Origin of the sequence: Flavobacterium fructosi, assembly GCF_042787335.1 — a bacterium.
GTDB lineage: Bacteria > Bacteroidota > Bacteroidia > Flavobacteriales > Flavobacteriaceae > Flavobacterium > Flavobacterium fructosi.
In genome coordinates, this window is record NZ_JBHZQA010000003.1 from 395,943 (window position 1) to 408,453 (window position 12,511).

The 12,511-nt window shown below is 32.2% G+C and carries 11 protein-coding genes; 9 read left to right on the forward strand and 2 right to left on the reverse strand.

The genetic code is table 11. The features are described 5' to 3' along the window. The first annotated feature begins 48 nt into the window (after window positions 1-48). Window positions 49-1,053 (forward strand): type I glyceraldehyde-3-phosphate dehydrogenase, encoded by a 1,005-nt coding sequence (gap, locus tag ACFX5D_RS07035; protein WP_379857521.1) that lies wholly within the window; start codon window positions 49-51, stop codon window positions 1,051-1,053. A 145-nt stretch (window positions 1,054-1,198) separates the two neighbouring features. After that, complete coding sequence (locus ACFX5D_RS07040) at window positions 1,199-2,050, forward strand: N-acetylglucosamine kinase (protein WP_379857522.1); 852 nt, start codon at window positions 1,199-1,201, stop codon at window positions 2,048-2,050. 170 nt (window positions 2,051-2,220) lie between these two features. Here the strand turns inward: ACFX5D_RS07040 and ACFX5D_RS07045 are convergent, their stop codons facing one another. After that, entirely contained in the window at window positions 2,221-2,601 is a 381-nt protein-coding gene (locus tag ACFX5D_RS07045; protein WP_379857523.1) for a RidA family protein, read from the reverse strand. A gap of 136 nt (window positions 2,602-2,737) precedes the next feature. Next, window positions 2,738-5,485 (reverse strand): putative LPS assembly protein LptD, encoded by a 2,748-nt coding sequence (locus tag ACFX5D_RS07050; protein WP_379857524.1) that lies wholly within the window; start codon window positions 5,483-5,485, stop codon window positions 2,738-2,740. Between the two features lie 82 nt (window positions 5,486-5,567). Between ACFX5D_RS07050 and ACFX5D_RS07055 the strand changes: the two genes are divergently transcribed. The 7 genes from ACFX5D_RS07055 to ACFX5D_RS07085 all read left to right on the forward strand — a co-directional run bounded on the left by ACFX5D_RS07055 (window position 5,568) and on the right by ACFX5D_RS07085 (window position 12,498). After that, window positions 5,568-6,737 (forward strand): N-acetylmuramoyl-L-alanine amidase family protein, encoded by a 1,170-nt coding sequence (locus ACFX5D_RS07055; RefSeq protein WP_379857525.1) that lies wholly within the window; start codon window positions 5,568-5,570, stop codon window positions 6,735-6,737. Between the two features lie 46 nt (window positions 6,738-6,783). Then, window positions 6,784-7,941, forward strand: coding sequence for an N-acetylmuramoyl-L-alanine amidase (locus ACFX5D_RS07060; protein ID WP_379857526.1), 1,158 nt, complete (start codon window positions 6,784-6,786; stop codon window positions 7,939-7,941). A 50-nt stretch (window positions 7,942-7,991) separates the two neighbouring features. After that, entirely contained in the window at window positions 7,992-8,957 is a 966-nt protein-coding gene (locus tag ACFX5D_RS07065) for an MlaD family protein (protein WP_379857527.1), read from the forward strand. Between the two features lie 5 nt (window positions 8,958-8,962). Then, window positions 8,963-10,300, forward strand: a complete 1,338-nt coding sequence (locus ACFX5D_RS07070) for a 4Fe-4S dicluster domain-containing protein (protein ID WP_379857528.1) — start codon at window positions 8,963-8,965, stop codon at window positions 10,298-10,300. Between the two features lie 82 nt (window positions 10,301-10,382). Next, window positions 10,383-11,174 (forward strand): (Fe-S)-binding protein, encoded by a 792-nt coding sequence (locus ACFX5D_RS07075; RefSeq protein WP_379857529.1) that lies wholly within the window; start codon window positions 10,383-10,385, stop codon window positions 11,172-11,174. 33 nt (window positions 11,175-11,207) lie between these two features. After that, window positions 11,208-11,981 carry a phosphatase PAP2 family protein gene (locus ACFX5D_RS07080; protein ID WP_379857530.1) on the forward strand — a complete coding sequence of 258 codons (774 nt, stop codon included), beginning with the start codon at window positions 11,208-11,210 and terminating at the stop codon, window positions 11,979-11,981. Window positions 11,982-12,015: 34 nt separating this feature from the next. Further along, window positions 12,016-12,498 carry an ABC transporter ATPase gene (locus ACFX5D_RS07085; RefSeq protein ID WP_379852708.1) on the forward strand — a complete coding sequence of 161 codons (483 nt, stop codon included), beginning with the start codon at window positions 12,016-12,018 and terminating at the stop codon, window positions 12,496-12,498. Window positions 12,499-12,511: the final 13 nt, after the last annotated feature.

The window sequence follows — 12,511 nt, forward strand, 5'->3', positions numbered from 1 at the left end:
ATTAGACTTTAAATGAAGTTACAGAAAATAAACAAAAAATCAATTAAAATGTCAAAAGTAAAATTAGGAATAAACGGTTTTGGAAGAATTGGAAGAATTGTATTCAGAGAGTCTTTCAACAGAGATAATGTAGAAGTTGTAGCTATAAATGATTTGTTAGATGTAGATCATTTAGCTTACTTATTAAAATATGATTCAGTTCACGGTCGTTTTAATGGAACTGTTGAAGTAAAAGAAGGAAAACTTTTTGTAAACGGAAGAAATATTCGTATCACAGCAGAAAGAAATCCTGCAGATTTAAAATGGAATGAAGTTGAAGTTGATGTAGTCGCTGAATGTACCGGTTTCTTTACTACTATTGAAACTGCAAACGAGCATATCAAAGGTGGAGCCAAAAAAGTAATTATTTCTGCTCCTTCAGCTGATGCCCCTATGTTTGTAATGGGTGTTAATCATGAATCGGCAAAAGCTTCTGATTTAATTGTTTCTAATGCTTCTTGTACAACGAACTGTTTAGCTCCATTAGCTAAAGTGATAAATGATAATTTCGGAATTGTTGAAGCTTTAATGACTACTGTTCATGCTACAACTTCAACTCAAATGACTACTGATGGTCCTTCTAGAAAAGACTGGAGAGGTGGACGTGCTGCTTCCTGTAACATTATCCCTTCTTCTACAGGTGCCGCTAAAGCGGTAGGGAAAGTTATTCCTGCATTGAATGGAAAATTAACAGGTATGTCAATGCGTGTTCCTACAACTGACGTTTCTGTAGTTGATTTAACTGTAAAAGTTGAAAAAGAAACTTCTTACGAAGAAATTATGGCAGTATTGAAAAATGCTTCTGAAACTACAATGAAAGGTATCTTAGGATACACGGAAGATTTAGTTGTTTCGCAAGATTTCGTTTCTGATTCAAGAACATCTATTATTGATGCTAATGCTGGAATTGGATTGAACTCTACTTTCTTTAAAATCATCTCTTGGTATGATAATGAATATGGTTATTCTAGCAAATTAATTGATTTATCTGTACATATTGCAGGTTTAAAATAATTCTTTATATTTACAAATCCCGTTATATTTTTAACGGGATTTTATTTTTTGCGCACTTTTTAAAGTCCAAATTTTATGCTGCAGGTATTTTAATTTAAATTGCTCAAAATTCAAAAACCAAAAAAACCAAAAAAACCAAAAAAAAATGAGATTATTAGTTGATAGTGGTTCTACCAAAGCCGATTGGATTGCGATAGATGATGATGGAAAAGTATTGTTTACAACACAAACTTTAGGATTAAATCCTGAAATTTTAGACGGAGAAGAAATAATTGAACGTTTAAATGACCGTTTTGATATTTTGCAAAATAAAAAGGAAGCTACCCATTTGTTTTTCTATGGAGCAGGTTGCGGAACTGAAAGAATGAAAGTTTCTCTCTCACAAATCTTTCAAAGCTATTTTTCAAACGCAATTATAGTCGTTGAAGAGGATACTTATGCTGCTGTATATGCCACTACTCCTAAAGGTGAAAAAGCTATTGTTAGTATTTTAGGTACTGGGTCTAACTGCAGTTATTTTGATGGTAAAGAATTACATCAAAAAGTGCAATCATTAGGTTATATAGTTATGGATGACTGTAGCGGTAATGTTTTTGGAAAAGAATTAATCAGAAAGTATTATTTCAACAAAATGCCTAAGGAATTAGCTGTTGAATTTGAAAAAGAATACGATTTAGAACCTGATGCAGTTAAAAGTAAATTATATAAAGAAGCAAATCCAAACGCTTATTTAGCAACATTTGCAAAGTTCCTAATTCAACATAAAGACAATGAGTTTTGCAGAAAAATTATCTTTAAAGGGATGAAATCTTTTGTAAAAAATTACATTAAACAATACGAAAACTGTAAAGAAGTTCCTGTTCATTTTGTAGGTTCCATTGCCTTTTATTTAAAGGATGAATTGCAAGAGACTTTTGATAAATATGAACTGAAATTAGGAAATGTTTTGAGAAGACCTATTGACGGACTTATTGCGTATCATATAGCAAATAAATAGTTTTAAGAAGGAGCTTTCTGTTTACCATTAAATAAAAAACACTACTAATTTACTTTTTTACAAGTAAATTAGTAGTGTTTTTTATTTAAAATCAATTTTTACTAATATGTTTTATAGTACTTTTACCTAGCCGTTAGCTATATTAAGAACCTGAACTGATCACAAGATTACTAAAGAATAGCAATCATAGAAATTTCTACATTTACGTTTTTTGGCAAACAAGCCACTTGAACTGTCTCACGAGCGGGCGCGGTTTTTTCATTAAAATAAGATCCGTAAACAGTATTTATTTTTCCAAAATCATTCATATCCATTATGAAAATAGTTGTTTTTACAACGTTTTCAAATGTCATTCCCGCAGCTTCTAAAACCGCTTTCATGTTTTGCATCACTTGTTCAGTTTCGGATTCAATAGTATTCGTAATTAATTCTCCAGTTGCTGGATTTATAGCAATTTGACCTGAAGTATAAAGTGTATTTCCTTTAAGTACGGCTTGATTATAAGGGCCGATTGGCGCTGGTGCATTTTCGGTAAAAATTATTTTTTTCATAAAATGAATGTATTAGATTTTTAAATGTTTCTTTGGAAATTAATCAATGATGATTTATTAATTTCTGTTTTTAAAGATGCGAAATCCTTATCTGTTTTCTGTTTGAAATTAATCGTAATCAAAAAAAGTTACGAAACTATCGATTGGTTCTACTGCGTTTATCCCATTTAATATCGCTTAACACTCCGGCTTTTATTCCAATAAAGAATCCCCAGTTAGCATTATTTCCAAATGGTGTCCAATTGAAATCCATTCTCCAGCTCAGTAAATCTCTTTCGAAACGAAACTGTGTAAATGTTACGCCTTTTTGAACAAAATCATAACCTGTAGATACACCTGCTTTCCATTTCGGTGTAATGTCTGCGTTAGCTGAAATCATTAATGAATTCCCAATAATTTTCTTTTCTCTGTTGTTATTCCCATAAGTGAGTGAATATGCAAATGTCATATCCCAAGGTAACTTAGCACTAAAAAACTCCGATATTTTGTCCTCTTCATTTTCTTTTTCCTCACCAAATTGACTTTTTCTACTATCGCCTAAATCTGTATTTGTTCCAAATAAATCATCTTCACGACCACCGTTTCTCTGACTTTGGGTATTCTTTTCTTTCTTAGGTTTATCCTTTTCCTTGCTTGATATGGCGTAATTCAAAGTCATATTTGCACTTGTCATTCGGAACAAACTTCCGCCATTGTCAATATTGAAAACATTAATTCTGGTTCCTGAATTATTAATGGCATAAGGATCTAATGTGGCGCCAAAATTCACATTCATCTTATTTTTAAATAGTTGTGTACCACCACTAACTCGAACTGGTGCAAAAGCAAGAGCGGTAACTCCGTCAGCATTTAGGTTGTAACTTGTAGAAAGATTCAAATTGTTAAGAAGCATTACTTTTTTAGGTTCAATTTTTGTCGAATCCTTATCGGTGACTTTTGCTTCAAATGTATTACTCAAATCGAAACCAAGCGTGTTAGAGTTGCTGTTTCCCGGTGCTCCAAAAATCCCACTTTCAAATCGAGAATATTGTTTAATCATAGTTCCTGTAGCATCCGAAGCATAGCTATCGTAATATTTTTCAAAACTAGGAGTGTAGCCATATGAAAGGGAAGGTCGCATGACGTGCCTGATGGATTTTATTTTTTTATCATCACCAAAATTAAAAGTACCATAAATTGTAGTTCCTAAACTGGATGAGAAAGAATACGTTCTAAATGCATCAAAACCATTGATAGTATTATCCACTACTTTACTTTTATCTATATCGTAATTTCTTGAAATTGTTTTGGTGTACCATACTTCTCTGTAATTGAAAGAGCTAGAAGCACTGAAATATTTAAATAATTTGAAATTAGTACTTAAGGGGATTGTGTGTTCAATACCGGTTTTAGCATCTCTAAACATTTGTGGTTTAAAGAATAAAGAATCAGTCGTTACAATACTATTTTTTCCGCTTAAATTATATTGCAGGTTGATATTTTTGAAAAATCCTTTTTTGACACCGTCTTTGCCAACAAAAGGATAAATACGATCCATACTTACCTGAAGAGTAGGCAAAGTCATGTTAATTTCTTGGGTTTGCGTGTTTTGCGAATGGGTTGCCGTCAACGACATTCTAACTTGCGGAATGGTGTTGAATGTTTTACTGTATGAAATCGAGGAACTTAATGTATTATTCAGGTTTGAACCGACATTTGCCTGATTGATCGACTGCCTAAAATATTTGCTGCTCCCCAGATTCACAGATGCCGAAAAGCTTGAATTCGGATTCGATTTTGAATCCTTTGCATGTGACCACTGTATGTTGTAAATTTTTTGCTTGGAGTAATCAGGATATCCTCTTTCACTATTAATTAAATTTTCAAATCTAACATTGAAATTACCTCTAAATTTATACCGTTTGGCATAACTGGATTCAAAACGCATACCATAACTACCATTGGTGTAGTAATCACCTAAAACAGTCAAATCATAATTGTCGCTTAGCGCAAAATAATATCCAGCATTTTGCAACGAAAAACCTCTGGTGTTAGAATCATTGTAACTAGGTAAGATTATTCCTGACAGGCTGGTTTCTTTACTCATAGGAAAAAAAGCAAAAGGCAATGCTATTGGTGTTGGAACATCAGCGATAACCATATTAGTCAATCCCGTGACTACTTTTTTGCCCGGAATAAATTTTACTTTTCTAGTTTGGAAGTAATATTCTGGATTATCTACATCTTTTGATGTTGAAAATCGAGCGTTTTTTAGGAAATAAACAGAGTCATTTTCTTTTTTTGTGATTTCTGCTTTTATTTTAAATTCCCCTTGGTCAGATCTTGAATTCCAAATTAGTGCTTTTTTAGTTTTAAAATTAAAACGAATAGAATCAGGTTCTACAACATTACTTCCTTGTTTGAAATTTGGATATTGAGTGTAAACTCCTGAAGAATCTTTTATCCGACCCGCATAAACTTCATTCTTTTCATAATCCATAACGATAATACCAGATTTTAGTTCTATGTCCTGATAATATAGCTCGGCCTTATTATACAAGGTAATAAGTTTTTTCTTTTGATCAATATTAGCGTAATCTTCGGCCTTGTATTTTACTTTACCATCAAGAAATGCTTTTTTTGGTTTTAGAGAATCGATTTTTATTGAATCGTTTTCTTTATTTATAATCGCAGTCGATTTTCCAATCGATGAAACAACAGTTTTAGAGCTATCTTTTTGTTTATTAATAGCTATAACGGATGTTTTTTTTATTTTATTTTGGGAATATAATTTACCTGATCCAATTGATAGGAAAATTGATAATAAAACGATATTAAATAAGTTTGTATGCAAAGGTTTAAATGCTATTTTTGTAAAATTATGGCCTGTTTTTTGACACGTCAAACTTACATATAATTTTTTGTCAAAAATAATCAAATAAAGATTTTATGACCCTAGAGTTTTAATTAAATTAATTTCAAGAATTATGCACATTACATTTAAAATTAAAATACTGGTTTCTTTTTTTCTTACGGTAGTTTCTTTTTCTGCCTCTAGCCAATCTAATGTTTTTAAGGTAACATTAGACGCTGGTCATGGAGCTCATGATTTTGGCGCAGTGTATAATGGTCATGTAGAAAAAAACATTGCATTGGCTGTGGTGCTTAAAGTAGGTAGACTTTTGGAGGTAACTCCACTAACGGACGTAATTTATACCCGAAAAACAGATGTTTTTATTGATTTAGTGGAGCGCGCTAATATTGCCAATAGAGCCGATGCCAATATTTTTGTTTCTATACATTGTAATGCAAATAGAAATACAGCTGGATTTGGTACGGAAACGTACGTTATGGGTATGACAAAAGTGGCTTCAAACTTAGAAGCGGCTAAAAAGGAGAACTCTGTAATTACTTTGGAAAAAGATTACAAACAAAAATACGAAGGGTTTGACCCTAATTCTCCTGAGACCATGATTGGAATGACTCTTATGCAAGAGGAATACTTAGATAACAGTATTTCTTTGGCCAGTAAAGTTGAGGATGCATTTGGAGCTCTTGGTAAAAAAATTAGAGGAGGAGGAGTAAAACAAGCGCCTTATATGGTACTTCATAAAGCGTACATGCCCCGAGTTCTTATTGAAATGGGCTTTATTTCTAATTTTGAAGAAGGAAATCTTCTAGACTCTGAAGAAGGTCAGAATGAAATCGCAAAAGCTATTGCATCAGCGATTATTAGCTATAAAAACGAATATTACGGAAGTGGCGAACCGGAAACCTTTGATACTAAACCATCACAGAAAATCATTGAAAAACCAATTAGAGATACAGTGATGGCAGTTAGACCTAAATTGAATTTTAATTCTTCTGAACAAAAAAAAACTCTGAAAGGAACTGATAACGCAGGAACACTATTTAAAGTGCAACTTTCTGCAAGTAGTAAAAGAGTTGAATTGCAACCAAGAAATTTCAAGGGGCTGAAAAATATATCTGTAGCCTATGATAACAATGTCTATAAATATATGTTCGGGGAAACTCGTGATTATGAAGAAGCAAAAAAACAATTACAAGAGGCCAAATTAAAAGGCTATGATTCTGCATTTTTAATCGCCTTTAAAAATGGCGAAAAAATCAGTATTGAAGACGCGATTAAAAATTAACATACTAGAAAAGGTTTCCATTTAAAATAAAAAAACTCCCTGAATTTTGAAAATATCAAAAGAAATTAATGTCAAGTTCTTGTTTATAATCCTATTTTTTTCTTTAAATATTATTTCTCAATCCAGTCGCAATTTTGTTATTATACTAGATGCAGGACACGGAGGCAAAGATCCAGGGAACGCTTATAATGGTTTTGTTGAAAAAGATATCGCTCTTAAAACTACTTTAAAAGTTGAAAAATATCTTCAAAGAGATCGGGACATTCAGGTTATTTACACAAGGAAAAAAGATGTTTTTATAGAATTAAGAGAAAGGCCAAAGGTTGCAAATAATATTGACGCTAACTTGTTTATTTCTATACATTGCAATTCTGTTTCCAATGCAACTCCTTACGGTACTGAAACTTTTGTAATGGGTTTGGCACGTAGCAACACTAATTTTGAAATAGCGAAAAAAGAAAACTCGGTAATACTATTGGAAAAAAATTATAAAAAATCGTATAAAGGTTTTGATCCTAATAAGCCTGAAACACTTATCGGTCTGAAGATTATGCAAGAAGAATATCTGAACAGAAGTATTAGTTTGGCATCAAAAATAGAAAAGAATTTCACTTCTAAATTGAATAGAAAATCGAGAGGAATTAAGCAAATGCCTTTGTGGGTTTTGGATGCTGCATATATGCCAAGTGTCTTGATTGAATTAGGTTTTTTATCCAATAAAGGAGAAGGACTTTACCTGAATTCTGAATCGGGGCAAGAAAAAATGGCAGAAACCATTGCTGGTGCAATTATTAGTTATAAAAAACAATATTTTGAAATCGATTCAGATGAATCGGTATTGGAAAGATCAACGAAAAATCAAAGAAAAGACTCTTCAATTATTTTAAAAAATAAAACATCGGAGCAAACGGTATCTGCACAAAAAAAGACTGTTGATAAAGAATCCTCTGAAGTAGTTTTTAAAGTTCAAATTGCAACTTCAAAAAAAAGCATCAAATTAGTACCCGTTAATTTTAAAGGATTGAAAAACGTTTCATTATCAACAGAGAATGGAATTTTTTTTAAGTACAATTATAGTTCAACATCAGAATATACTGAAGCTAAACAAAATTTAGAAATTGCAAAATCTAAAGGTTTTTCCTCTGCATATCTGGTAGCTTTTAAAAACGGTGAAAGAATTAGTATAAAAGAAGCCGTTAAATAATAATAACAAGTTTAAATTTTTATATTAAATTTGTGCAAAATACTTAAATTTTGAAAATAACAAGAGAAATTAAAACTGCCGTACTAGTCATTGCATCTATTTTATTATTTATTTGGGGCTACAGTTTTCTAAAAGGAAGAGACCTTTTTACAAATTACAAAACTTTTTATGTTGAATATAAAAATGTTGAAGGATTGGCCACATCTTCACCTGTAACCTTAAATGGTCTAATCATCGGTAAAGTGAATAGTATCGCTTTAAATCACGAAAACGGAAATCTATTAGTAGAGCTTCAATTAAAAACTGATTTTCCAATTTCTAAATCCAGTGTAGCCACAATTTATGAGCCAGGATTTATCGGAGGAAAGCAAATCGCGATTTATCCTAATTTTGAAGATAAAACCATTGCAGAAGATGGACAAAAACTGCGTGGAGACGTAAAAATAGGACTTACTGAAAAAGTAGGTGATCAGTTAGCTCCGCTTCAGGAAAAGTTTGAAAAAATAATGCTTCATACAGATCAACTAATAACAGGAGTTAATAATGTTTTAGATAAAAAAGGTCAAGAAGATTTGAAAGTAAGTTTATCAGAGTTGTCTAAAACTATTGAACAGTTTCATAAAGCATCTGCGAGTGTAAATACTTTATTAGACGAAAACAAAGTTCAAATAAAAGGAGCTGTCACTAACTTCAACAAAATTTCTAACGATTTTTCTAAAATATCGGATTCAATCAATAAAGCTGATTTAGGAAAAACCGTAAGAAATCTAAATAAAACATTGGCAAGAGTTGACGGTATAATGAGCGGTTTAGAAGCTGGAAAGGGTTCTATGGGAAAATTATTACACGATGAAGCCTTCTATGAAAATTTAAAAGCTACTACAAAAGAATTAGAATTGTTACTGCAAGATATAAGACTAGCACCAACAAGATATGTTAATATTTCTGTATTTGGAAAGAAAAACAAACCATATATTGCTCCAAAAAATGATTCAATAGTAAAAACAAAAAACTAGCAATAATGAGCTATTTAGACAATGTATTATTTGCCATATTATTGGTTATAGGTTTTGGATATTTTTATAATAATATTAGAAAAATTATTAGAAATATAAATCTAGGTACAGCAGTTGACAGAAAAGATAACGCTAAAGCACGTTGGAATAATATGGCCATGATTGCTCTTGGTCAGTCTAAAATGGTAAAAAGACCAATAGCTGGCGCATTGCACATTGTAGTATATGTTGGTTTTGTAATAATCAATATAGAATTACTAGAAATAATAATTGACGGTCTATTTGGTACTCACAGGGTTTTTGCTTTTATAGGACCAGTATATAATGTATTGATTGCTTCTTTTGAAATATTAGCAGTATTAGTTTTAGTCGCTGTAATCACTTTTTGGACTAGAAGAAATATTATAAGATTAAAACGATTTGCAAGTTCAGATTTAAAAGGCGCGCCCAAAAATGACGCTAATTACATTTTGTATTTTGAGGTTGTTTTAATGACTTTGTTTTTATTAATGAATGCAAGTGATTTGCATTTGCAAAATGTTCCTGGCGGCTTTTCTCACTTTATCAAAGGAGGCTCATTTCCTATCAGTCAATTTATTGAACCGTTATTTAACGGGATGTCAAACGAATTGGTGATGCTTCTTACCGAAATATTTTGGTGGTTTCATATTACTGGTATTTTGATTTTCATGAATTACTTGTACTTCTCAAAACACTTACATATCCTATTAGCTTTTCCTAATACTTATTTTGCAAATCTAAATCCTCAAGGTCAATTTGATAATTTAGAATCTGTGACCAAAGAAGTAAAGATGATGATGGATCCAAACGCAGATTCATTTGCAGCAGTGCCACCAGCTGGGGAAAATCAAGTGCCAAGTAAGTTTGGCGCAAGTGATGTACAAGATTTAAATTGGGTTCAATTATTGAATGCTTATACTTGTACAGAATGTGGTCGTTGTACTTCCGCATGCCCAGCTAATATTACAGGAAAAAAATTATCTCCTCGTAAAATTATGATGGACACCAGGGATCGAATTGAAGAAGTAGGCCGGAATATAGATGCTAATAAAGGAGTTTTTATTCCGGATAATAAATCATTGTTAAACGATTATATTACACCAGAAGAGCTTTGGGCATGTACCTCCTGTAACGCTTGTGTTGAGGAATGTCCTGTAAGTATTAGTCCGCTATCAATTATTATGGATATGAGAAGGTATTTAGTTATGGAACAAAGTTCTGCTCCTATGCCAATTAATGCAATGATGACCAATATAGAAAATAATGGTGCGCCGTGGCAGTACAATCAACAAGACCGATTGAATTGGAAAGACGAAAACTAAAATTTTATAGTTTAATTGGTTAAGCGTTTTGACGTTTTGCCTAATCATCAAATAATCGATTAACCGAATCAATAAAGAAATCATGTCAGAAAATTTAATAGTGCCAACAATGGCAGAAATGCTAGCTCAAGGGAAGCAACCAGAAGTTTTATTTTGGGTAGGTTGTGCAGGAAGTTTTGATGATAGAGCAAAAAAAATAACAAAAGCATTTGTTCGAATTTTAAATCGTAGCAATGTTTCTTTTGCGGTACTGGGTACTGAGGAAAGTTGTACTGGAGATCCTGCAAAAAGAGCTGGAAATGAGTTTTTGTTTCAAATGCAAGCCATGATGAATATCGAGGTCTTAAGTGCATATGAGGCAAAAAAAATAGTTACTGCTTGTCCGCATTGTTTTAACACTTTAAAAAATGAATATCCTGAATTAGGAGGAAAGTACGAAGTAGTCCATCATACGGAATTTTTGAAATCCCTTTTAGATGATGGAAGATTGACAATCGAAGGAGGGCAATTTAAAGGAAAAAGAATCACTTTTCATGATCCGTGTTATTTAGGTAGAGCTAATAACGTGTATGAAGCCCCTAGAGATCTAATACTTAAACTGGATGCCGAATTAGTAGAGATGAAACGTTCTAAAGCTAATGGATTATGCTGTGGTGCCGGTGGTGCGCAGATGTTTAAAGACGCCGAACCTGGAAACAAGGAAATCAACATAGAAAGAACCGAAGATGCATTAGAAACAAAACCAGATATTATTGCTGCAGGTTGTCCGTTCTGTAATACAATGATGACTGATGGAATAAAAAATAAAGAAAAAGAAGGCGATGTGAAGGTTATGGACATTGCTGAATTGATTGCTAATGCGCAGGATTTGTAGTAAAGTATTTTAATTTCTTAATCTATTGGTATTATGATTTATAAAAAGTTTGCATTTTTTATTATAATACTATTGAGTTTGGTATCATCTGCTCAGACAATTGATTTAACGAACACAGCAGATAGTTTATTAATTAAAAGTAAACCACAAATCCAGTTTAGAGCAAAGCAATTAATTGTTCCTGTTGCTTTAATTACTTATGGAATTATAGGAATTGGTAATGATCAACTCGAATCATTTAATAACCAGATTAAAGAAGAGGTAAAAGAGAACATCGATAAAAAGGTGAGTATTGATGATTTTTCACAATATCTGCCTTTAGCTTCCGTTTATGGTTTGAGTGCTATTGGAATTAAAGGGAAAAATAATTTCCGTGATAAAACCATCATCGTTGCAACTTCTTATTTAATTATGGGAATTGCACTAAATAGTTTAAAAAGAACTTTTAAAGTAGAACGACCTGATGGCTCTGCCTTTAATTCTTTTCCTTCAGGACATACCGCCACCGCTTTTATGGGAGCAGAATTAGTTTATCAAGAATATAAGGATGTTTCTATATGGTATGGTATTTCAGGATATTTAGTCGCTACAGGCACAGGAGCATTTAGACTTTATAATAATAGACACTGGCTCACGGATGTAGTTGCCGGAGCAGGAATTGGGATATTAAGTGCAAAGGCTGCTTACTGGTTATATCCTTCCATTAAAAGACTACTGGATTCTAAAAAACAAACAAATAAAAAAACAGCATTTATTCCTTATTATGACGGTAAACGAGTAGGATTTGGACTTGTTTCGACATTTTAATCATAATAACAGCGTTAATTATAAAAATAAAATTATGTACGTTCCTTTTGAAAATTTACCCGAAGAATCTAAAATATGGATTTATCAATCAAACAGAAAATTTTCGGATGCCGAGTTTTCTGAAATAGAAACCGCTTTGCAATTCTTTCTTGAAGGCTGGGCTGCACACGGAACAAGCCTAGTGTCTTCTTATCAGTTAAAATACAATAGATTCATTATAATTGCCGTTGATCAGGATGTTCAGGCTGCAACAGGATGTTCAATTGATTCATCTGTTGAGTTTATTCAAAGTTTAGAACAAAAATATGCGGTTGATTTATTGGATAAAATGAATGTGACTTTCAAATTAGGAGAGCATATTGCACATAAGCCTTTGATTGATTTTAAGAAAATGGTTAAGGATAAAGCTGTTACTGAAAACACTATCGTTTTTAATAATTTGGTTAATAACATTGAAGAATACAATGAATCTTGGGAAGTTCCTGCCATTGACAGCTGGCACAGTCGCTTTTTTTAAAAACAAATAGTTC

Coding starts and splice junctions, on each gene's coding strand:
- ACFX5D_RS07070 (WP_379857528.1), top strand. CDS start 8,963: ATGAGCTATTTAGACAATGTATTATTTGCCATATTATTGGTTATAGGT.
- ACFX5D_RS07055 (WP_379857525.1), top strand. CDS start 5,568: ATGCACATTACATTTAAAATTAAAATACTGGTTTCTTTTTTTCTTACG.
- gap (WP_379857521.1), top strand. CDS start 49: ATGTCAAAAGTAAAATTAGGAATAAACGGTTTTGGAAGAATTGGAAGA.
- ACFX5D_RS07080 (WP_379857530.1), top strand. CDS start 11,208: ATGATTTATAAAAAGTTTGCATTTTTTATTATAATACTATTGAGTTTG.
- ACFX5D_RS07040 (WP_379857522.1), top strand. CDS start 1,199: ATGAGATTATTAGTTGATAGTGGTTCTACCAAAGCCGATTGGATTGCG.
- ACFX5D_RS07045 (WP_379857523.1), bottom strand. CDS start 2,601: ATGAAAAAAATAATTTTTACCGAAAATGCACCAGCGCCAATCGGCCCT.
- ACFX5D_RS07085 (WP_379852708.1), top strand. CDS start 12,016: ATGTACGTTCCTTTTGAAAATTTACCCGAAGAATCTAAAATATGGATT.
- ACFX5D_RS07075 (WP_379857529.1), top strand. CDS start 10,383: ATGTCAGAAAATTTAATAGTGCCAACAATGGCAGAAATGCTAGCTCAA.